Here is a 20,618-nt window from a genome sequence, read left to right on the forward strand (position 1 = left end):
TCAGCGCCTCAGGTCGCGTCGGGGTCGATCGGAGGACGCTCGCCGGGGGCGAGGCGGGGAGCCGCGGGCGGGGTGGTGGCCCCGGACCCGTTCGGGCCGGCGTAGCCGTTGGGCTTCATCGGCGCGGCCGGGTCGGGGTCGTCGTCGAACAGGGTGCGCCGGACGGCCGTGCGCGGGTTGAAGTCGCGCAGCCCCCGCAGGTCCTCCAGCGGCTTGCGCAGCTCGTCGAACTCCGGGCCGAGCTCGCGGCGCAGCTGGTCGCGGGCGCCGGTGGCGTACTCGCGGACTTGGCGCGACGTCTTCCCGAGCCACGCCGCGGCGGACGGCAGCCGCTCGGGACCGAGGATGAACAACCCGGCCACGACCAGCACGAGGATCTCGCCCCACCCGACGCTCTCGAACACGGGTCCAGCGTACGGCGCCGACGGTCCGACCCGCAGTGACCTGCTGAGGGGGACGCTCCCGCCGAACCTTGGGGGTCGCCCTAATCCGCGGCGAGGACCACCGACAGCGTCAGCGGGCGGCCCTCGCGCACCAGCTCGACGGGCACGGTCTCGCCCGGCTGCCGCTCGCGCACCGCCACCACCAGCTCGTCCGCCCCGGCGATCGGCCGGTCGCCGACCTTGACGATGACGTCGCCCTCGATGATCCCGGCGACGGCCGCCGGCCCGTTCGCGGTGACGTTCTGCACCTGCGCACCGTCGGTCGCCCCGTCGGTCACCGAGCGGGCGTTGACCCCGAGGTCGGCGTGCTGCACCACCCCGGTGCGGATCAGCTCCTCCGCGATGCCACGGGCCGTGTCGATGGGGATCGCGAAGCCCAGGCCGATCGAGCCGCCCTCGTTGCCCGACGTGGCGCCGATGCTGCGGATCGCGGTGTTGATCCCGATCACGGCGCCCGTGGAGTCGACCAGCGGGCCGCCGGAGTTGCCGGGGTTGATCGCGGCGTCGGTCTGGATGGCGTCGATCACCGCGTCCCCGCCGGAGTCGCCGGCGTCGAGACGGACGGGCCGGTCCAGCGCGCTCACAATGCCCTGGGTGACGGTGCCGACCAGGCCGAGGGGCGACCCGATGGCGATCACGCCGTCGCCGACGGCAAGCCCGGCCGACGAGCCGATCGCCGCGACGACGGGGTTCGCGACGTCGACCTTGACGACGGCCAGGTCCGTCTTCGGGTCGCGGCCCACGATCCGCGCCGGAGCACGGGTGCCGTCGGCGAACACGGCGTCCAACCGGCTGCCCGCGCCGGCCGCCGCCGGTGCCACGACGTGGTTGTTGGTGAGGACGTAGCCGTCGCCCTGGATGACGATCCCCGACCCGGTGCCGGCCTCCTCGCCGACCCGGACCTCCAGCGACACGACCGCGGGGACCGTGCGTGCGGCGATGTCGGCCACCGAGCCGGGTGGCCGCTCCTTGCCCTCGGCGACGGGGGACAGCGTGGCGCCGGGATCGGTGAGCCGCGAGGCGCCGTCCGCCGTCAGCCGCCCCACCAGACCGCCTGCGGCTCCGACGAGGAGCGCGACCAACCCGAGGACCGCCAATGCCCGGCGCTGCACGCGGCGCCCGAACAGGACCTCGCGCAGGCTCAGCCGGGCGCCCTCGCCGGGGACGCGGACCGCGGGGGCGGCCTCGGTGACCGGCGGCGGGCCCAGGGTGACCCCGCTGGTCGGGTTGCGCCACGGGTCGTCGGCACCGGACCAGAGCGCGGGATCGGCCGCCGCGCCGTCGGAACCTGCGTTCGGCGGCCGCTGCAGCGCGACGCCGTTCCCCGACGGGCGGCCGAAGGCGAGCGCGAGAGCGGCGGGAGGTGGTGCGGTCAAGGTCGAGGTGTCCGGCAGCGCGGGCCGGGCCGGGCCGGAGAAGGCGCCCGACACCCCGTCGGGCCGGCCGAAGGTCGCCGCCGTCTCGGCGTCGACGGCGGGCCGGTCCAACGGGCGGGGCCCCAGGCGCGGCGTGTGCCCGTTCGACTCCGCGGTCGGCTCTTCAGCCGGCTCCGGCGCAGCGGCGCGTGCGGCATCGGCCGCAGCGGGCCGTGCCCAGGAATCGCCGTCCGACTCGCTCATCGATGCTCAGCCTGCCGCAGCAGTGGTGAAGTCCGCGTAGCCGAGCCGACCTCCCGCCCGAGCGGCCTACTGGTCGGGACGGAACGCGGCCGGGATGCGGTTCAGGCGATCCCGCAGCTGGGCGTCGAGGACCGCGGGCACGGCCGGGTCCGGGGACGTGGAGGCGCCCGGGGCTGCGAGAGTCGGGCCGGTGGGGACGCTGCTCGACGGCGGGGAGAGGCGGGCGGGCAGGTCGAGCACGGCGCCGCCGAGGACGCGGCTCTGCGGGGCGGGCTCCGGGGTGTCGCTCGGCGTGGCCAGCGCCCCGACCGTCAGCGCACTCAGCGCGATGCCCGACACCGCGCCGTACCGCGCCCTGCGGGAGAACCGACGGGCGGACGGGCCGGAAGCGAGGCCGGCCGGGGGCGCATCGGGATGATGCGGCGCCGACCCGGGACGGCGGTGGTCGCAGGGTGCGGCAGCCGGGCCGGGGACCGCGTCGCGCAGGAGGACGAACTGCCCGTCCGCCGTGACCCCCAGACCGGGCGGCATGGGAGGCAGCTCGGTCTCGACGGGGATCGACCGCAGGCTGCGCAGCAGGTTCGAGGGCAGGCACGGACCACCGGCGTCGCGCAGTGCGGCCCGGGCCTGTCGCTGGGCGACGACCTCGGTGCGGCACTCACCACAGCACCGGAGGTGCGCCTCGGCTCGCGCGTGGGCACCGGCGCTGAGCTCGTCGTCGACGTAGGCGACGATCGCGTCGAGGGTCAGATGTGCCTGCCCCCAGTCCGGGGAGCTCAGTGAGAACCGGCGCGAACCGGTCATCCGGCGACCTCCACTCCTGTCTTCGTCGCACCCGCCCGGGACGAAGCGCCACGCCGCTCGAGCGCGGCACGCAACGCGGCTCGTCCCCGGTGGATCCTGCTTCGCACGGTACCCAGTTTCACCCCCAGGGTGGCACCGATCTCCTCGTACGACAGTCCCTCGACGTCACAGAGCACGACCGCGGCGCGGAACTCGGGCGCCAGCTCGTCGAGCGCCGCCTGCAGGACGGGGTCGAGATGGGTGTCGGAGAAGACCTGCTCGGGCTCGGGCCCACCCCCCGGTAGACGGTCCGAGTCCTCGGGCAGGCCCTCCATGCGCAGCCGCGCGCGGCGGCGCACCATGTCGAGGAAGAGGTTCGTGGTGATGCGGTGCAGCCAGCCCTCGAAGGTGCCGGGCTTGTAGTCGGCGAGCGACCGGAAGACGCGGATGAACGTCTCCTGCGTGAGGTCCTCGGCGTCGTGCGGATTGCCGGTGAGGCGGTAGGCCAGGCGGTAGACGCGGTCCGCGTGATCCCGGACGACATCGTCCCAGCTCGGCGGGGTCCAGTCCGCGCCCTCGCCCGGAAGCACCGTTCCGCGTGGGGACGGCAGTACCGGAGTTGCGGTGGCCGAACGGTCGGTCATCGGTGTCGAGGCTCCTCTACAGCCGGTGTGTGCCAATCACGATGCCCCAATGCCGTGAACCGGGGGTGAGAGTGCCCTGAGAGAAACCTGTGAAAGAGCCCGTGGTGCTGTGGCGCCGGTCGCACGACGATCACGGCCGGGGCACGGCAGGCACGTAGGGCGCACTTGTCGGCGTCTGGACCAGTAGCCTTCGCGTCCATGAACGGCCGCCCGGATCCCGGCGCAACGGACCTGGTCCGCGACGTCGTCGACGGCTACCTCGCCGAGGACGACTCCCTGCTCGGCGCGCGCGCACGAGCAGCGCGGCTGGGTGTGACACCGGTCGGCGCCGCAGGCGGGGCGACGCTGTGCTTCCTCGCCGCGACGATCCACGCCCGGGCCGTGGTGGAGGTCGGCACCGGCGCCGGCGTCAGCGGGCTGTGGCTGCTGCGCGGCATGGCTCCCGACGGCGTGCTGACCTCGATCGACGTCGACCCGGAGGCCCAGCGGGCGGCGCGCGCGGCGTTCGTCGCCGCCGGCTACGGGCCGTCCCGGTTGCGGTTGATCAACGGGATGGGCCTCGAGGTGCTGTCGCGGCTCACCGACGGCGCCTACGACATGGTCTTCGTCGACTCGCTGCCCGTGGAGTACCCGCGCCACCTCGACGAGGCGGTGCGCCTGCTCCGGCCCGGAGGCCTGGTCGTGCTGGACGACGTGCTGCGCGCCGGCCACCTCGACGACGCCGCGGCCGTCGACCCGGCCACGCTCGCCGTCCGCGATCTCGCCCGCCAGGTGCGCGAGGACGAGCGCCTCGTGCCGGTGCTGCTGCCGGTGAGCGGCGGCCTGCTGTGCGCCCTGAGGAAGTAGCGATCAGCCGGCTTTGACGCCCTTGCCCAGCACCACGATCCCGCCCGGGCTCACGGTGTAGCGGCGCCGGTCGGCCTCGGAGTCGACGCCGATCAGCGCGCCGTCCGGCACGCGGACGTTCTTGTCGAGGATCGCGCCGCGCACGATCGCGCCCCGGCCGACCCGCGCCCCCGGCATGACCACCGAGTCCGACACCTCGGCGCCCATGTCGATCCGCACGTCCGGGCTGATGACCGATCGCCGCACGATCGCCCCCGAGATGATCGACCCGGCCCCGACCACCGAGTCCTGGGCGATCCCGCCCTCGACGAACTTCGCCGGCGCCAGCGGCCAGGCCGCCGTGCGGATCGGCCAGCGCTGGTTGTAGAGGTTGAAGATCGGGTGCACCGAGATCAGGTCGCGGTGGGCGTCGTAGTAGCTGTCGATCGTGCCGACGTCGCGCCAGTACCCGGCGTCGCGCGGCGTGGCGCCGGGCACGACGTTGTCCTTGAAGTCGTAGACGGCCGCCTCACCCTTGGCGACCAGGCGCGGAATGATGTCGCCGCCCATGTCGTGGTCGCTGTCGCCGTCTTCGGAGTCGGCGGCCAGCACCTCGAGCAGTACGTCCGTGCTGAAGACGTAGTTGCCCATCGAGGCGAAGGTGACGTCCGGGTCGTCGGCCACGGCGGGCGGGTCGGCGGGCTTCTCTACGAACTCGGTGATGCGCCCCGACGGGTCGGCGCCGATGCAGCCGAACGCCCGCGCCTCGGCCCGAGGAACCCGGATCCCGGCGACCGTCACGCCCGCGCCGCTCGCGACGTGCGCCTCGATCATCTGGGCCGCGTCCATCCGGTAGACGTGGTCCGCGCCGAACACGGCGATGTGGTCCGGGCACTCGTCGGAGATCAGGTTCTGGCTCTGGTGGATCGCGTCGGCGCTGCCGGTGTACCAGCGGCGACCGAGCCGCTGCTGGGCCGGCACCGTGGTGATGTACTGGCCGAGGACGCTGGAGAGCCGCCAGGTCTGCGAGATGTGGCGGTCCAGCGAGTGCGACTTGTACTGCGTGAGCACGCAGATGCGGTGCAGCCCGCCGTTGACCATGTTCGACAACACGAAGTCGATCAACCGGTAGTTGCCTCCGAAGGGCACCGCCGGTTTGGCGCGGTCCGCCGTCAGCGGCCACAGCCTCTTGCCCTCGCCGCCTGCCAGCACGATTCCCAGCACGTTGTCCGGCTGTCGTCCGGTCACGCAGCCGACACTAATCCGCGCGCGCGGTCGTCGGGAATTCGTCTGCGGTTGGTCAGCCCGAGGCAGCCTTGAGCGCGTCGCCGAGGTCACTGGCCTCCTCGGCCGACATCTCGACCACGAGGCGCCCGCCTCCCTCGAGCGGAACGCGCATCACGATGCCCCGACCCTCCTTGGTCACCTCCAGGGGACCGTCACCGGTCCGGGGCTTCATCGCCGCCATCTGCTGCTCCCATCCTCGTCGTACCGAGCGTGTCCGTGCGGTGTGCCGGCGCACCGCGGAGAGCGCGCGGCCGGATCCTCCACACATTCTCCCCCATGCCCCGGACAGGAGGAAAACCGGAGCGATCAACGCTGTCGCCCGACCGGTGGGTTTCACGCAGTGCGACCAGGGCATCACACAGCGGGTGTGGCCCGCCAGCAGTCGGCGACATGGTCGTCGACGAGCCCGGCGGCCTGCATTAGCGCGTAGCAGGTGGTCGGCCCGACGAACCGGAACCCGCGTCGCTTGAGCTCCTTCGCCATGGCCACCGACTCCGGCGAGGTCGCGGGCACGTCGGCGAGCGTCGCCGGACGCACGTGCGCCGCCGGCGCGAACGACCACAGCAGCTCGTCCAACGGCCGGTCCAGCTCGATCACCCGACCGGCGTTGTGGCGGGTCGCCTCGATCTTGGCGCGGTTGCGGACGATGCCGGCGTCGCCGAGCAGGCGGGCCACGTCGTCCGGGCCGAACGCCGCGACGGCGGCGGGGTCGAAGCCCGCGAACGCCGCCCGGAACGCGGCCCGCTTCCGCAGGATCACCAGCCACGACAGCCCCGACTGGAACGCCTCCAGGCTCAGCCGCTCGAACAGCGGCACGACGCCGTGCAGCGGCCGGCCCCACTCGTCGTCGTGATAGGCCACGTACTCGGGCGCCGAACCGGCCCAGGCGCAGCGCACGCGATCGCGAATCACACTCCCTCGCTGCGCTCGGTCGGCGCTCCGCGCAGGTGCTGTGTCTTCGGTTCGCTCGCTACGCTCGCTCACGACGAGCCGTCGACCGGGGTACGCGCCTCGAGGGTGGCGATACGGGTCTGCAGCTCGTCGCGCTCCGCACCGACGCGGTCCAACTCGGCGGCGAGGCGGTCGAGCACCCAGTCGACCTCGGACATCCGGTAGCCGCGCACGGCCTGCTGGAACCGCAGTGCGCGGACGTCGTCGCCGGCGACGTCGCCGACCGGCAGGCGGGTGGGGGTGGCACCGGACGGCAGGGGCGCCAGCTCCTCGCCCCGCCCGAACACGGCCGACGCGAGCCCGAAGACCACCGCGGCCACCGCCACGACGACCAGCAGGTAGATGAGCGCGGTTCCCATCGGTTGATCCCACCACGGCGGCGACCCGGATGTCTGCGGGGGTCAGTGCAGGGGGTCGCCCAGCAGCTCGCGCATCGGCGGACGCTCCGTGGCGTCGACGTCGGTGGACGTCGGCAACCACTCGCCGCCGATCTGCAGGAACTGGGTCAGCGGGGCCGCGGAGTCGATCGCGCCGCAGCGGTGCAGGGCCGCGGCGAGGATCTGGCGGGACATCACCCCGAGCTGCAGCAGGTTGCGGTTGCGGTGCTTGCGTACCCCCAGGTTGACCTGCGCCAGCCCGTCGAGCCCGAGCCGGGCGTGGGTGTCGAGCAGCAGCCCGATCTCCACGCCGTACCCGCACGCGAACGGCACCGACTCCAGCAGCTCGCGCGTCGCGGCGTACTCCCCGCCAAGCGGCTGCACCACGCCTGCCAGCTCCGGCCGCAGCGCCGCGAGCAGCGGGCGCGCGAGCAGCTCGGTGACGCGGCCGCCACCGTGCTCGAGCGACTCCTCCTCGGTCGTCTCCAGCCGCAGCGGCCGCCGGTAGAAGCCCTTGACGAGGCCGACGCCCGGGCGGGTGAGGATCGGGCCGAGGAGCGAGGGCACGAACGCGGGATCGAAGTCGACGAGGTCGGAGTCGATGAACACGATCACGTCGCCGGTGGTCGCGGCGAGCGAACGCCACAGCACCTCGCCCTTGCCGGGCAGGGGTTCCAGATGGGGGACGACGTCGGTGCGCTGTACCACCCGGGCGCCCGCCGCGGTCGCCACTTCGATCGTCCGATCGGTGGACCCCGAATCGACGACCACCAGCTCGTCGACGAGCGGGGCGTCGCCGCGCGTCAGCGGCACGATCGCGCGGACGATCGCGCCGACGGTCTCCTCCTCGTCCAGCGCCGGCAGCACGACGGAGACCCGCCGCCCGGCTTTCGCGGCGATCAGGCAGGAGGGTGTCCAGGCGGGTTCCTGGAAGGTCCGGTCGGCGAACCACTTCTCGGTGACGGGGTGCATGGCTCTCCTCGGTCGGCGTCGATCGGGGTCGGCGGCACTGCCGATGACGAACGCGTACTCCCGGGAGTTCCCGCAGGTCTGCGGGCTACGCGTGCCGGGCCAGCGCATTCTGGGAGCGGGCTGTGTGAGATCAGCGTGAGGCGCTCACGGCGTCAGCGTTACCGCCGAGCGGGTGCACACGCGTCCAGCGCGGCGTCCACCTCACGGACGACGGTGACCCGGGCGAGTGCGCCCGGGTGGAGGAATCCGCCCTCGCTCAACCCCTGTAACCAGCGCAGGAGCCCGTCGTAGTGGCCGTGCGGATCGAGCAGGACGACCGGCTTGTCGTGCATCCCAAGAGAGCCCGCGGTCCAGACCTCGAAGAACTCTTCGCATGTGCCGATGCCACCCGGAAGGGTGAGAAATGCCTCGGCGTGTACCTCCATCAGAGCCTTGCGCTCACGCATCGTGTCGGTGACGAGCAACTCGTCGACGCTCTCGTCGGCGACCTCACGGCGGATCAGCGCACGGGGGATCACACCAACCGTGCGCGCCCCGCCGGCCCGCGCGGCGGCGGCGACCGCGCCCATCATCGACACGCGGCCGCCACCCGTCACGAGCTCCCAACCGCGCGCGGCGATGCCCGAGCCGACCGCGCTGGCCAGCTCGAGATGGTGCGCCGGGATGCCGTCGGAGGAGGCGCAGTAGACGCAGACCCTCAGTGCGTGTCCTCCCAGGCTCGGTAGGCCTCGTGCACCACCTTCACCGCGTCGTCGACCTCGTCGGTGAGATAGAGCAGCTTCATGTCCTTCTCACCGATCTTGCCGTGACTGAGCACGCTGCGCTCGATCCAGTCGTACAACCCGCCCCAGTACTCGGTGCCCATCAGCACCACCGGGAACTTGGTGACCTTCTTGGTCTGCACGAGGGTGAGCGCCTCGAACAGCTCGTCGAGGGTGCCGAACCCGCCGGGCAGGCAGACGAAGGCCTGCGAGTACTTGACGAACATGGTCTTGCGGGCGAAGAAGTACCGGAAGTTGATGCCCAGGTCCACCCACTCGTTGAGGCCCTGTTCGAACGGCAGCTCGATGCCCAGCCCGACCGAGAGCCCGCCGGCCTCCTGGCAGCCGCGGTTCACCGCCTCCATCGCGCCGGGGCCGCCGCCGGTGATCACCGCGAAGTTGTCGCGGGCCAGCGCGGCGCCCAGGTCGCGGCCGAGGGCGTACTCGGGGTGGTCGCGAGGGGTGCGGGCCGAGCCGAACACCGTCACGGCACGCGGCAGCTCGGACAGCATGCCGAAGCCCTCGACGAACTCGGCCTGGATGCGCAGCACCCGCCACGGGTCGGTGTGCACCCAGTCGGTGTGCCCGCGGGAGTCGAGCAGGCGCTGGTCCGTGGTGCTGGATTCGTTGCGCTGCTGCCGGCGCAGCACCACCGGCCCGCGCTGCTTCTCGCGCGGCCGCTCGCCGTCGGGTCGCTCCCCGCCCGATCCTTGTGCGGCGGCGTCGTTCACGTCGTTCATGTCGTCACAGTAGTGATCCCGACGGGGACCTTCGGCGACGCGCAGGTGTCAGGCGAGGAAACGACGCAGGACGTCCGCGCTTCGGGTGATCAGCTCCGTGTCGACGTGCTCCTCTCGGGTGTGGGCGAGGTTCGGATCGCCGGGGCCGTAGTTGAGCGCCGGGATGCCGAGGGCCGCGAAGCGGGCGACGTCGGTCCAGCCGAACTTCGCCCGCGCCGTCGTCCCGGTGGCCTCCAGGAACTCCTGCGCAGCAGGGGCGGCGAGTCCGGGCAGCGCGCCGGGCGCGGAGTCGGTCACCGTGACGTCCAGCCCGTCGAACACCTCGCGCACGTGCTGTGCGGCGGCGTCGACCGTGCGGTCCGGAGCGAACCGGAAGTTGACGGTGACGACGGACTCGTCGGGCACGATGTTGCCCGCCACGCCGCCGGTGATCCGGACGGCCTGCAGCCCCTCGCGGTACTCGCAGCCGTCGATCTCGACGCGGCGGGGCTCGTAGGCGGCGAGCCGGTTCAGCACCTCGGCGGCGCGGTGCACGGCGTTGTCGCCGAGCCACGACCGGGCCGAGTGCGCACGGCGGCCGGCGAAGCGGACCTCGACCCGCAGCGTGCCCTGGCACCCGGCCTCGACCAGGCCGTCGGTGGGCTCGCCGAGCAGGGCGAGGTCCGCGGTGACCCAGTCGGACAGCTCACGCTCGACGCGGCCGAGGCCGTTGCGCGCGGCCTCGATCTCCTCACAGTCGTAGAACACGAGCGTGAGGTCGTGCCGGGGTTCGGCGACGGTGGCCGCGACGTGCAGGAACACCGCATCGCCCGCCTTCATGTCGCTGGTGCCGCAGCCGTAGAGAAGGGCGCCGTCGCGACGGCTGGGCACGTTGTCGGCGATCGGGACGGTGTCGAGGTGCCCGGCGAGCAGCACACGGCGCTCCCGGCCCAGGTGGGTGCGGGCGAGAACCGTCTCACCGCTGCGGAGGACCTCGAAGTGGGGCAGCTCGTGCAGGGCGGCCTCCACGGCGTCGGCGAGGGCCCGCTCGTCGCCCGAGACGCTGGGGACGTCGACGAGCGCGGCGGTGAGCGCGACGGGGTCGGCGGCGAGGTCGAGGGCGGGGATGGGCACGAGGGGACGCTACCGCCGGTGCCGTCCGCGGCTCCTGGCCCGGCCGGCCCCGACCTCGCGCGCCCCGGTCGACGTCGCGCGGCATCCGCAGCCGGGCAACGGTTCCGGGCGGCGCGGCGCCGCGAACGGCGCGCGCAGTGGCCGCACGGAGTTGTCCACATCGACAGTCGGCCATCCACAGGTGAACGGCACGCCGCCTGATCGGGCGGCGGGGCACGCATGCTGCCGACGTGACACTCGACCTCCCGGGACCGGCGCTGCGTCCCGACCTGCTCGCCGCCGGATACACCGACGAGGAGCTGCGCCGCGCCCGTCGCCGCGGCGAGGTCGTCGCCGTGCGGCGGGGCGCCTACGTCCCGTCCACCGACGAGCGCCTCGACGACCCGGCGGCGCGGCACGCGCTGGCCGTACGGGCCGCCGTCGCGCAGCTTCCTGCGGGCGCCGTCGTGAGCCACGTCTCGGCCGCGGTCCTCCTCGGCCTGCGCGTGTGGGACGTCCCGCTCACGGCGGTGCACGTCACCCGCGACAGGACGTCCGGCGGGCGGTGTGGACGCCGCCTGCACCTGCACACCACTCCCCTGGCCGACGGCGACGTCGTCGAGATCGACGGCGTGCCGGTGACCGCACCGGCGCGGACGGTGGTCGACGCGGCGCGGACGGTGCCGTTCACCGCCGGCGTCGTCGTCGCGGACGCGGCGCTCGAGGCCGGCCTCGACCCGGCCGAACTGCAGGAGGCGGTGGAACGTGCCGGGCGGCGGCCCGGCAACGCCCGTGCGCGGCGGGTGGTGGCCTTCGCCGACGGTGGCGGCCGCAGCGTCGGCGAGTCGCGCAGCAGGGTCCTGCTGGCCCGGCGCGGGATCCCACCTCCCGTTCTCCAATGTCCCGTCCACGACCCCCAGCGACGCCACGTCGGCACCACGGACTTCGCCTGGCCGGAGCTGGGCACCGTCGGCGAGTTCGACGGCCTCGTCAAGTACGGCCGGCTGCTGCGTCCGGGTCAGAGCCCCGGTGACGCCGTCGTCGCCGAGAAGCGGCGCGAAGACCGGCTGCAGGACGAAGGGCTCCAGGTGGCCCGCTGGACGTGGGACGAGTTGGACGACCCCGACGTCGTCGTCGACCGTCTGCTTCGGGCCTTCGCCAGGGGTGATCCCGCCACCTCGCGCGCCATCCCGGGCGGGACGCGTGCCGGAACCGGTGCCTCGCCCCGTACACCGCGCGACGTGGCCCGTGGTGTCGCCGGATACCGTGGACGCCCGTGAGCACCCTGCGCAGTGGGCCGGCCGCCGGCACGGGCCTGGCCACCGTGGCCCCGGACGGGACCGTCCTCGACACCTGGTACCCCGCGCCCGTCCTCGACGGCGATGTCGCCGATGCCCCCGACGTCCCCGAGCTCGAGAAGCTCGCGGGCGACGACGCGGACCGCGGGGTGCGCACGACGGTCGTGCAGACGCGGATCGCGTCGCTGGCTGAGCCGCCCGTCGACGCGTTCGACGTCTACCTGCGCCTGCACCTGCTCAGCCACCGGCTGGTGCGCCCGCACGAGATCAACCTCGACGGGGTGTTCGGGCTGCTCGCGAACGTCGTGTGGACCAACTACGGGCCGTGCGCGGTCGCCGGGTTCGAGACCGTGCGCGCCCGGCTGCGGCTGCGCGGGCCGGTGACGGTGTTCGGCGTCGACAAGTTCCCGCGGATGGTCGACTACGTGCTGCCCACCGGCGTCCGGATCGCGGACGCCGACCGGGTCCGGCTCGGCGCGCACCTGGCCGAGGGCACCACGGTGATGCACGAGGGGTTCTGCAACTACAACGCGGGCACCCTCGGCGCGTCGATGGTCGAGGGGCGGATCTCGGCCGGTGTTGTGCTCGGCGACGGCTCGGACCTCGGCGGCGGCGCGTCGGTGATGGGCACGCTCTCCGGCGGCGGCAAGGAGGTGATCGGCATCGGGCGGCGGTGCCTGATCGGCGCGAACGCGGGGATCGGCATCTCCCTGGGCGACGACTGCGTGGTCGAGGCGGGCCTCTACGTCACCGCGGGCACCAAGGTCACCCTGCCCGACGGCACGGCGGTCGCGGCCCGCACGCTCTCCGGGCAGAACGGGCTGCTGCTGCGTCGCAACTCGGTGACGGGCACGGTCGAGGCGCTGCCGCGCACCGGCCAGGGCATCACGCTGAACGCCGCTCTGCACGCGAACTAGCCTCGTCGTCGGTGGCAGGGCGGTCGCCGATCCGCCAGATCGCGACCCCCTGCACCGCCCCGGCGAGGAGGAGCACCACGATCGCGGCCGGATAGCCGGTGGCGTCGATCAGCAATCCCATGAGCAGCGGGCCGAGCCCGGCGACCGTGTACCCGACACCGAGGGCCAGCCCGCTCGTCGCCGCGCTCGTGCTGCCGTCCGGGGTGCGCCAGGCGATGACCGTGAGGCCGAGCGGGAAGCCTGCGCCGACGCCGATCCCCATCAGCGCGGCCCACAGCCACGGGCCGACGACCGGGGGCTGGGGCAGGAGCAGCGCGCCGAGCGTGCCGGCCACCCCGCACGCGAGCGTGAAGCCCGCCCAGAACCGCCACCTCCGGCGCCGCTCGGCCATCGCCGGGGCGAGCAGCGCCGCCGGGATCTGGGCGACGCTCCAGACCGCGAGCAGCAGACCGGCCCGCTCCGGACGCCAACCCTGGCCCTCGTAGTACGGCGCGAGCCACGTCAGCCAGCCGTAGAACATCAGCGACGTTCCGGCCTGGTAGGCGGCTACGAGTCGCGCGAAGCCGGTCCGCCAGGGCAGGCCGCTGCGCGCCTCGGCGCGATCCGGCCGGCCGATGCGACGCGCGATCGGCGTCCAGACCGCTACCGCGAGCACCGCGGGCACTGTCCAGATCGCGAGGGAGAACGACCAACCGCCGAGCGCGACGGCGACGGGCACGGTGACGGCGCTGGACACCGTCGCGCCCATCATCATCGCCACCACGTAGCCGCCCGTGGCTGCGCCCGCGCGGGAGCCGAGGTGGTTCTTGACCACCCCGGTGAGCAGCACGCCCGCCACCCCGATCCCGAGACCGAGCAGGAGGCTGCCGCCGATCAGCGCCGGTAGCACGGCCCACCCGCGGACGGCGCTGCCGAGCGCCACGAGCCCCACCGCGCCGCCCAGCGCGGGCTTGCGGCCGAAGCGCACGCCGAGGGCGGGGCCGACGAACGACCCGGCCGCCATCATCAGCACCGCACCGGCCTGCACGAGCCCGGCGGCGCCCGAGCTGATGCCCAGCTCGTCGCGGACCGTCTCCAGCAGCGGCGGGTAGGCCGCCAGTGCCGCGCGCAGGTTCACCGCGAGGGCGAGCACGCCGAGCAGCACGAGGGCGGGCCGCACGGCGGGAACGGCAGCCGGCGTCGATGCCGGCACGTGCGGGCTCACGCGGTCGACCTTTGCACGTCAGGTCCGGCCGGCGCGCGGGTAGCGCCAGCGGTCAGCCCGCGAGCCGCTCCAGTGCCGCCGCGATCCGCTCGTCCGTCGCCGTCACGGCCACCCGGACGTGGCGCTCCCCCGCCGGCCCGTAGAACTCGCCCGGCGCCACGAGTATGCCCAGCTCCGCGAACCGTCGGACGGTCGTGCGGCCCGACTCGCCCGCGGTTCCCCACAGGTAGAGCCCGGCCTCGGAGTGCTCGATCTTGAGCCCCCACGCCTCCAGCGCCACCCGCAGCTGCGCGCGACGCAGGGCGTAGACCTCGGCCTGCGCGATCACATGCGAATCGTCGGACGCCGCGGCCGCCATCGCCGCCTGCACGGGGCGGGGCACCATCATCCCGGCGTGCTTGCGGATCTCGAGCAGCGCGGCCACCACGGCGGGATCGCCGGTGACGAACCCCGCGCGGTACCCGGCGAGGCTCGACGACTTGCTCATCGAGTGCACCGCGAGCAGGCCGGTGTGGTCGCCGTCGGACACGTCGGGATGCAGGATCGACGTGCCGCGGTGCGGCGGCGCGGACAGCGCCAGGTAGCACTCGTCGGACGCCACGATCGCGCCGCGCTCCCGCGCCCAGGCCACGACCTTGCGCAGGTGCTCGACCGGCAGCACCCGGCCCGTCGGATTGGACGGCGAGTTCAGCCAGACCAGGGCCGGGCGGCGGGGCCCCAGGGCCACCAGCCCGTCCGTCCGCACGAACTCCGCCCCCGCGAGCAACGCACCGACCTCGTAGGTCGGGTACGCGACCTCCGGGATGACGACGAGGTCGCCCGCGGTGATCCCGAGGAGCGTCGGCAGCCAGGCGACGAACTCCTTGGAGCCGATCGTCGGCAGGATGTCGTGCGGGTCGACCGTCACGTGGAAGCGCCGCGCCAGCGACCCGGCGACCGCCTCGCGCAGCTCGGGCGTGCCGTGCGTGGTCGGGTAGCCCGGCACGTCCGCGGCCGGGCCGGCGAGCGCGTCGCGCACCACGGCCGGGACCGGGTCCACCGGGGTGCCCACCGAGAGGTCGACGATCCCACCGGGATGCCCCGCGGCGAGCGCCTTGTCGGCCGCGAGGGAGTCCCAGGGGAAATCGGGGAGGTGCAGAGCCCTCACTCTTCGTGGTTCATGGGTGGGAGGTCCTTGATCCACTGCGGGTCGGCGGCGACCTTGCCGACCTTGGACGCACCGCCGGGCGAACCCAGCTCGTCGAAGAAGTCGACGTTCGCCTTGGTGTAGGCCGCCCACTCGTCCTTGACGTCGTCTTCGTAGTAGATCGCCTCGACCGGGCAGACCGGCTCGCAGGCTCCGCAGTCGACGCACTCGTCGGGGTGGATGTAGAGCATCCGCGCGCCCTCGTAGATGCAGTCGACCGGACACTCCTCGATGCAGGCCTTGTCGAGGAGGTCGACGCAGGGCTCGGCGATCACGTAGGTCACGGACGGTCCTCCACTCGGGCTTTCTTTTGCCCGACCAGTATCACCCGCGCAGCGCGCGAACGGGCAGTCGGGGGCGTGTGACGCCGGGCAAGATGGCGGGCGTGGAACGGCTGGAGGATCTCGTGGGACGCCGCGTCGCGCTGCGGCACCGGCTCGGGTCCGGTCTGCTCACCGACGCGGTCGGCGAACTGACGGTGGACGGCGCCTCCCTCGTCGTGCAGACCCGGCGGGGACCGGTCCGCGTGGCGCGGCCCGACGTGGTGGCGGCGCGGGCGATCCCACCGGCGGTGCCGCGGCGGCCGTCGTGGGCGGCGGTCGCGCACCTGGAGAACCTCTGTGCGGACGCCTGGCCCGCGCGGGTCGACGAACCGCTCGGAGCCTGGCGGCTGCGGGCCGCGGGCGGCTTCACGGGGCGGGCGAATTCGGCCCTGGCCGTGGGCGACCCGGGGACCCCGGTGCCGGCGGCGCTGGAGGCCGTCCGCACGTTCGCCGACGGGCACGGCGTTCCGCCCCGCGTGCACGTGCCGGTCGGGTCGCCGTGGGACCGGGCGGTGGCGGCCGCGGGCTGGGTGCTCGACGCCGGCCACGAGGCGGGCGCCGAGGTGGCGGTGCTGGTGGCGGACCTCGACCGGCTCGCAGCGCACCACCCCGCGGTGGCGCTGGCGGAGCGGCCGGACGACGCCTGGTGGGCGCTGGCGCTGGGCCGGGAGCCCACACCGGACGAGCGGTGGGTGCTCGACCCGGGCAGCCACGCCGCGCCGGACCGGACGGTGCGGACGGTCTTCGGGCTGGTCCGCGGCGCGGGCGCGATCCGGGCCGCCGTCGTCGGCGACCACCTGCACCTGTCCCGGCTCGCCGTGCGCCCAGAGGACCGCCGAGCGGGAACCGGCACCGCTCTGACGGCGGCCGCCGCGGCGTGGGGCCGCGAGCAGGGCGCACGGTGGGCCGTGCTGCAGGTGGCGTTGCACAACACCGTGGCGCGGGCGTTCTACGACGCGCTGGGCGCGGCGGAACACCACCGCTACCGCTACCTGGTGCCCGGCAACAGGTGATCCGATGTCTGGAAGGCCACCTTTAGGACGTCCTGCGCCATGAAGGTGGCCTTCCAGACATACCGGCGCCTAACCGCGACGCGAGTGGATCCACGCCTCGCCGGACGTCGCGGCCTTCTTCAGCCCCGACCACTCACCGAAGTACTTCCCCGCCACCCCGACCACCGGGACCAGCGAGACCCACCGGGCGATCCGGCCGCCGCGCGGGCGCTTGCCCAGTTCCGCCTCGACCGACAGCAGGGCCCTGCCCAACCGCCACACCGCGCCGCCCAGGCGCGCCACGGCGGGCTTCTTCTCGTTCTCCAGGTCCGCGGTCAGCTCGGCGGCACGCGCGTCCGCGGCGGCGTCCGAGGCCGGGCTGAGGTCGGCACGCGCGGGCGGGCAGAGGTCGCGCCGGAACATCACCGCGCCGAGCAGCGCCACGACGTCTGCCTCGTCGTGCATGTCGTGCTCGTCGGCGATCGCGCAGAGCACCAGCCCTTGTGCCGCCGCCCCGAGGACCGAGGTGACGGGCAGCTTGCTCGTGATCACCCCGCCGAAGCCGGGGACCGCGGCGACGAGGCTGGTCAGCCTGCCGACCCGGCGCACCCACCACTGGGACCGCGCGTGCATGTCCATCTGCGCCCATGCCGCGGTGCCCGGCGCGTGCGTCGAGGCCAGCCGGTCCACGAGCCGCTCGCGCAGCTTCCGGTCGACCCGCGGCGCGGCGCTGTCCGCCGCGCGCATCGCCCGGGCCTGCAGGCCGAACGCGTCGGAGTCGCTCAGCGCGCCCAGCAGCGGGCGGGTCGCCCGCACGAACGGACGCAGCACCGCGGCGACGTCGGAGTCCGAGATCGGACCGCCGTCCCGGTTCGCCGGGGACGCGTTCTGCGTCAGGTCAGTCGTCGCCGCGCACATCGGCCGCTCCTCGATCTCCCGCCGACACCGCCTCGCCCATCAGGACCTTCCGCAGGGCCAGCAACCCCGCGAACAGTCCTCCGAACACCAGCAGCGCCGACTGCCATGTCGCCGGCAGCAGCACATCGCCACCCGGCCCTCCCACACCGAGTACCCCGACCGCCAGCAACCACGCGAGCAGGGGCGCCCCGGCGACAGCGGGGCGGGAGTCGAGCTCGCCGGCGCGCAACACCAGCCAGGGCACGATCACGATCGACATCAGCGCGCCGACCGGGGTCGGGACGGCGCCGGCGTACATCGGGGTGAGCACGAGCCCGATCGCGCCGAGCAGCAGCCCGTCGACGACGAGCAGCGCGAACAGGCCGGGGCTGTGCAGACCAGGACGGGGCAACCCGGAACCGGGTGGCCCGGGCTCGGACAGCGCCGGACCGGGCAGGGCCGAACCGGCCATCAGGCCACCCCTGCAAAAAGGTCGACGGCGTCGGAACCGGCGGGTTCCCCGGCCAAGAGCACGAACTCCTCCACGTCCAGCAGCGGCTGCGCGACCCCGTTGCTCATCGCGAACGCCGTGATCCGCCCCGGCGCCGACCACAGCGCGACCTGCGTCGCGTGCGCCCGCAGCGCACCCAGCCGCGCCTCGCGCTGCCCGGACACGTCGACGCAGACGTCGACGTCCGCGTCGGGCACGGTCGGCAGCTCGTCGGGCTCCGGCATGCGGAACGGCAGCCCGTCGGCGCCCTGCAGCGAGGCGAGCCCCGCCTCCAGCCGGGCCCGGCCGGTCACCGTCGCGTAGAGCCGCACGACCTCCGGTACCCGGCGGACGGCCGCGACAGTGATCTCGTGTGCCCGGACATGGTCGGGGTGCCCGTACCCGCCGTCGGCGGCGTAGGTGACGACGACCTGCGGCGCCACCTCCTCCAGGATCGCGGTGAGCGCGTCGACCTGGTCCGCGAACGCCTCGGGCGCCGCAAGTGCCCGGGAGTGCAACCGGGTCGGGGTCGCCGCGCGCACGCCGTGCCCCGCGAGCACCATCCCGGAGTCGCGCCAGCGGCCCGTTCCGCCGAGGAACCGATGATCGGTGACGCCCAGCGCGGCGCAGGCCGCCACGAGCTCCCCGATCCGGTAGCCGCCGAGCTGGTCAGCGGCGCCGGCCGCGAGCAGCGCGAGTCCGGGCGGGATGATCTCGCCCTCCTCGCCGAGCGTGCACGTCACGAGGGTCACCGACGTGTCCGGAGCGGCGGCGTAGTGGGACATGGTGCCGCCGGTCGTCAGGGTCTCGTCGTCGGGGTGGGCGTGCACCAGCAGCAGTCTCCGGACATGATCCGGCGCGGGGCGGCTGCCCCGCGCGGAGCGCGGGGCGGACGCGTCGTGGCCGGGTCGGTCACCGAGGTGCGTCACGCGGTGCAGCCTATGCGTGACCCGAATGGCCGCTGCGCGGGACCGGTCGTGACTCCTCGAGGTGGTCACGAGCGCGTCAGCGGGCGGGTGCCGTCCAGCGTTGGGCGCCGGTGAGCGGCCCGGTGGTCAGCGGTCCGGGCCCGACCCCGGTGCCGGAGTCCGCACTCGCGGTGCTCACCAGCAACGACACCGGCTGGAACAGCGGCAGCGCCGGAACCTGCGACCACAGGAGCTTCTCGACGGCCTCGCGCGTGTCGCCCGGGTTGCTGCCGTCCGGATCGGCGATCAGCTCGTCGAGCAGCGGCTGCAGCGCGGACGAGCAGGTGGTGGGCACCGCCGGGCGTCCCGGGGGGCCATTCGGGTTGGCCGGGTCGTCGCAGCCGTACTCGGAGGCGAGCTCGGTGGCGGGGTCGCCGCCCACGACCCGCGGCCGGACGACGAGGTCGACGCTCACGCCCGCCGGGGGTGCCGGCGTGGGTGACGCCGCGGTGGTCGCGGTCGGCGTGGTGGATGCCGACGCCGCAGAGGTCTCGCTGCTCGGGGTCGCTGTCGGCGTCGCGGTCGTCGGGGCACCCGAGGTCGGGGGCGCGGCCGTGGTGGTGCTCGGCGGGGTGGGCGGGACGACCGTCTGGCCGAACAGCTCAACCGCGGTGGGCGCGACGACGGTGGTCTCGATGCCGGCCGCATCGAGCTGGGCGGCCACGTTCTTGGCCACCGCGAGGTCGGTCGGCCGCTCCGCGGCGGCACCGATAATCAGTTGGACCGGCTCGCCCCCGTCCCGCCAGCGGCCCTCGTCGTCGCGGGTCCATCCGGCCGAGGTGAGCAGCGCGGTCGCGTCCGGGCGGTTCGTGGGCTCGGTGCTCGCGTAGCCCGGCAGCGACGGGGCGGTGGCGAACGAGTCGGCCGCGAGAGCGTCCGGAGCCGCTGCGGTGCGCACGGCGTCGCGGTCGACGAGGCCCTTGAGGGCCTGCCGGACACGGGTGTCGGCGAGCGGGCCGCCGTCGGTGCGCAGCCCGAGCTCGGTCACGACCGGCTCGGGCGCCGTCTGGATCCGCGGCGGAGGTTGCAGGCCCCCCAAGGCGGTCCGGACGCTGTCGTCCGGCGTGGGCAGCGCGATGTCGACGTCGCCGACCCCGAGACCGTCCGCCAGCGCCGTACCACCCAGGCGGCGCAGCACGAGCTGGTCGAGCACCGCCGGGGTGTCCCAGTACTGGTCGTTGCGCGTGAGCACGACCTCGCCGCGGGCGCGGTCGACGGAGACGACCCGGAAGGGACCGCCGGACGCGGGGACGCCGTTGGCCAGCGCACCGGTCCACGAACCGGGGGCGTCCTTGAGCAGGTGCGCGGGGAGCAGGTCGGAGAACAGTGTCTTCCAGGCGGGGTAGGGCTGGGCGAACACGACGTCGACGGCCTTGCCCGCGGCACGGGAGCGGACGTCCGTGATCAGCCGGTAGCCGGCGGCGTCCGCGACGCCCGGCTCGTCGCGCATCCGCTCCCACAGGTAGACGAAGTCCTCGGCGGCGATCGGGGCGTTGCTCGTCCACGACGCCTCGAGGTTGAGCTCGTAGGTGACCGTGAACGGGTCCTGCGCGGTGACCTCGGCGCTGGTCGCGATGGACTTGTCGAGCTGCGGGTTGCCGTTCACGTCCGGCCGGAACACCGAGGGCAACACGAGGCCGGCCAGCGCCGTCGTCACCGGCGACTGGTGGGCGAGCAGGTGCGGGTTGAAACCGGCGCCGAGGTCGTCGACGGCGACGACGATTTGGCTCGGCTGCGGCGCGGGCGTCGGCGGAGGCGGGGCGGGCGGCGGCGCGGCTGGGGCGGTGCAGGCGACGAGCAGCAGGAGCGGAAGCAGGACGGCGAGCAACGCGGCGAGCGGCGCCATCGG

General features: G+C 74.0%; 23 protein-coding genes. 4 read left to right on the forward strand and 19 right to left on the reverse strand.

What is annotated here, in order from left to right; genetic code table 11:
• Nucleotides 1-8 precede the first annotated feature (8 nt).
• From tatB to sigE, 4 genes are all read right to left on the reverse strand, one after another.
• Nucleotides 9-404: a Sec-independent protein translocase protein TatB gene (gene tatB, locus RM445_RS19870; RefSeq protein WP_311558226.1), complete on the reverse strand. Its 396-nt coding sequence runs from the start codon at nucleotides 402-404 to the stop codon at nucleotides 9-11.
• 80 nt (nucleotides 405-484) lie between these two features.
• Complete coding sequence (locus RM445_RS19875; protein ID WP_311558227.1) at nucleotides 485-2,062, reverse strand: S1C family serine protease; 1,578 nt, start codon at nucleotides 2,060-2,062, stop codon at nucleotides 485-487.
• A 66-nt stretch (nucleotides 2,063-2,128) separates the two neighbouring features.
• On the reverse strand, nucleotides 2,129-2,866 hold the full coding sequence (locus RM445_RS19880; RefSeq protein ID WP_311558229.1) for an anti-sigma factor family protein: 738 nt from the start codon (nucleotides 2,864-2,866) through the stop codon (nucleotides 2,129-2,131).
• Complete coding sequence (sigE, locus tag RM445_RS19885; RefSeq protein ID WP_311558230.1) at nucleotides 2,863-3,489, reverse strand: RNA polymerase sigma factor SigE; 627 nt, start codon at nucleotides 3,487-3,489, stop codon at nucleotides 2,863-2,865. Before sigE ends, RM445_RS19880 begins: the two co-directional genes overlap by 4 nt.
• Nucleotides 3,490-3,687: 198 nt before the next feature.
• On the opposite strand from sigE, the gene RM445_RS19890 reads away from it, so the two are divergent.
• Nucleotides 3,688-4,335 carry an O-methyltransferase gene (locus tag RM445_RS19890; RefSeq protein ID WP_311558231.1) on the forward strand — a complete coding sequence of 216 codons (648 nt, stop codon included), beginning with the start codon at nucleotides 3,688-3,690 and terminating at the stop codon, nucleotides 4,333-4,335.
• 3 nt (nucleotides 4,336-4,338) lie between these two features.
• Here the strand turns inward: RM445_RS19890 and glgC are convergent, their stop codons facing one another.
• The 8 genes from glgC to dapE all read right to left on the reverse strand — a co-directional run bounded on the left by glgC (nucleotide 4,339) and on the right by dapE (nucleotide 10,509).
• Nucleotides 4,339-5,562, reverse strand: coding sequence for a glucose-1-phosphate adenylyltransferase (glgC, locus tag RM445_RS19895; RefSeq protein ID WP_311558233.1), 1,224 nt, complete (start codon nucleotides 5,560-5,562; stop codon nucleotides 4,339-4,341).
• Nucleotides 5,563-5,614: 52 nt separating this feature from the next.
• On the reverse strand, nucleotides 5,615-5,782 hold the full coding sequence (locus tag RM445_RS19900; protein ID WP_084211001.1) for a DUF3117 domain-containing protein: 168 nt from the start codon (nucleotides 5,780-5,782) through the stop codon (nucleotides 5,615-5,617).
• A 173-nt stretch (nucleotides 5,783-5,955) separates the two neighbouring features.
• A complete protein-coding gene (locus RM445_RS19905; protein ID WP_397469374.1) occupies nucleotides 5,956-6,510 on the reverse strand; it encodes a DNA-3-methyladenine glycosylase I in 555 nt (184 codons plus the stop codon).
• A gap of 71 nt (nucleotides 6,511-6,581) precedes the next feature.
• Nucleotides 6,582-6,911, reverse strand: a complete 330-nt coding sequence (locus RM445_RS19910; RefSeq protein ID WP_311558236.1) for a DivIVA domain-containing protein — start codon at nucleotides 6,909-6,911, stop codon at nucleotides 6,582-6,584.
• A gap of 42 nt (nucleotides 6,912-6,953) precedes the next feature.
• Complete coding sequence (locus RM445_RS19915; RefSeq protein WP_311558238.1) at nucleotides 6,954-7,901, reverse strand: glucosyl-3-phosphoglycerate synthase; 948 nt, start codon at nucleotides 7,899-7,901, stop codon at nucleotides 6,954-6,956.
• Nucleotides 7,902-8,059: 158 nt separating this feature from the next.
• A complete protein-coding gene (locus tag RM445_RS19920; RefSeq protein ID WP_311558287.1) occupies nucleotides 8,060-8,617 on the reverse strand; it encodes an LOG family protein in 558 nt (185 codons plus the stop codon).
• On the reverse strand, nucleotides 8,599-9,402 hold the full coding sequence (locus tag RM445_RS19925; RefSeq protein WP_311558239.1) for an LOG family protein: 804 nt from the start codon (nucleotides 9,400-9,402) through the stop codon (nucleotides 8,599-8,601). The genes RM445_RS19920 and RM445_RS19925 overlap by 19 nt, the downstream gene beginning before the upstream one ends.
• Nucleotides 9,403-9,450: 48 nt before the next feature.
• Nucleotides 9,451-10,509, reverse strand: coding sequence for a succinyl-diaminopimelate desuccinylase (gene dapE / locus RM445_RS19930; protein WP_311558288.1), 1,059 nt, complete (start codon nucleotides 10,507-10,509; stop codon nucleotides 9,451-9,453).
• Nucleotides 10,510-10,745: 236 nt separating this feature from the next.
• Between dapE and RM445_RS19935 the strand changes: the two genes are divergently transcribed.
• Both RM445_RS19935 and dapD read left to right on the forward strand, forming a co-directional pair.
• Nucleotides 10,746-11,774, forward strand: coding sequence for a hypothetical protein (locus RM445_RS19935; protein WP_311558241.1), 1,029 nt, complete (start codon nucleotides 10,746-10,748; stop codon nucleotides 11,772-11,774).
• Nucleotides 11,771-12,709 (forward strand): 2,3,4,5-tetrahydropyridine-2,6-dicarboxylate N-succinyltransferase, encoded by a 939-nt coding sequence (gene dapD, locus RM445_RS19940; protein ID WP_311558242.1) that lies wholly within the window; start codon nucleotides 11,771-11,773, stop codon nucleotides 12,707-12,709. Before RM445_RS19935 ends, dapD begins: the two co-directional genes overlap by 4 nt.
• On the opposite strand, the gene RM445_RS19945 is transcribed toward dapD, so the two are convergent.
• From RM445_RS19945 to fdxA, 3 genes are read right to left on the reverse strand one after another with little or no spacing between them, the layout of a single operon-like run.
• The gene (locus RM445_RS19945) at nucleotides 12,678-13,913 is read right to left on the reverse strand and encodes an MFS transporter (protein ID WP_311558244.1); all 1,236 of its coding nucleotides are present in this window, start codon (nucleotides 13,911-13,913) and stop codon (nucleotides 12,678-12,680) included. The two genes, dapD and RM445_RS19945, sit on opposite strands and share 32 nt — an antisense overlap.
• A gap of 52 nt (nucleotides 13,914-13,965) precedes the next feature.
• Nucleotides 13,966-15,060: a succinyldiaminopimelate transaminase gene (dapC, locus tag RM445_RS19950; RefSeq protein WP_311558246.1), complete on the reverse strand. Its 1,095-nt coding sequence runs from the start codon at nucleotides 15,058-15,060 to the stop codon at nucleotides 13,966-13,968.
• Complete coding sequence (fdxA, locus tag RM445_RS19955; protein WP_311558248.1) at nucleotides 15,057-15,383, reverse strand: ferredoxin; 327 nt, start codon at nucleotides 15,381-15,383, stop codon at nucleotides 15,057-15,059. Before fdxA ends, dapC begins: the two co-directional genes overlap by 4 nt.
• Nucleotides 15,384-15,484: 101 nt before the next feature.
• On the opposite strand from fdxA, the gene RM445_RS19960 reads away from it, so the two are divergent.
• Nucleotides 15,485-16,435, forward strand: a complete 951-nt coding sequence (locus RM445_RS19960; RefSeq protein ID WP_311558250.1) for a GNAT family N-acetyltransferase — start codon at nucleotides 15,485-15,487, stop codon at nucleotides 16,433-16,435.
• A gap of 69 nt (nucleotides 16,436-16,504) precedes the next feature.
• Here RM445_RS19960 and RM445_RS19965 read toward each other — a convergent pair whose 3' ends face one another.
• The 4 genes from RM445_RS19965 to RM445_RS19980 all read right to left on the reverse strand — a co-directional run bounded on the left by RM445_RS19965 (nucleotide 16,505) and on the right by RM445_RS19980 (nucleotide 20,615).
• A complete protein-coding gene (locus RM445_RS19965) occupies nucleotides 16,505-17,332 on the reverse strand; it encodes a hypothetical protein (protein WP_311558251.1) in 828 nt (275 codons plus the stop codon).
• Nucleotides 17,313-17,783, reverse strand: a complete 471-nt coding sequence (locus RM445_RS19970) for a hypothetical protein (protein ID WP_311558253.1) — start codon at nucleotides 17,781-17,783, stop codon at nucleotides 17,313-17,315. Before RM445_RS19970 ends, RM445_RS19965 begins: the two co-directional genes overlap by 20 nt.
• Nucleotides 17,783-18,640 (reverse strand): N-acetyl-1-D-myo-inositol-2-amino-2-deoxy-alpha-D-glucopyranoside deacetylase, encoded by an 858-nt coding sequence (gene mshB / locus RM445_RS19975; protein WP_311558290.1) that lies wholly within the window; start codon nucleotides 18,638-18,640, stop codon nucleotides 17,783-17,785. The genes RM445_RS19970 and mshB overlap by 1 nt, the downstream gene beginning before the upstream one ends.
• A 166-nt stretch (nucleotides 18,641-18,806) precedes the next feature.
• The gene (locus RM445_RS19980; RefSeq protein ID WP_311558255.1) at nucleotides 18,807-20,615 is read right to left on the reverse strand and encodes an ABC transporter family substrate-binding protein; all 1,809 of its coding nucleotides are present in this window, start codon (nucleotides 20,613-20,615) and stop codon (nucleotides 18,807-18,809) included.
• Between the last annotated feature and the right edge of the window lie 3 nt (nucleotides 20,616-20,618).

Origin of the sequence: Pseudonocardia charpentierae, from assembly GCF_031845345.1 — a bacterium.
Lineage (GTDB): Bacteria > Actinomycetota > Actinomycetes > Mycobacteriales > Pseudonocardiaceae > Pseudonocardia > Pseudonocardia charpentierae.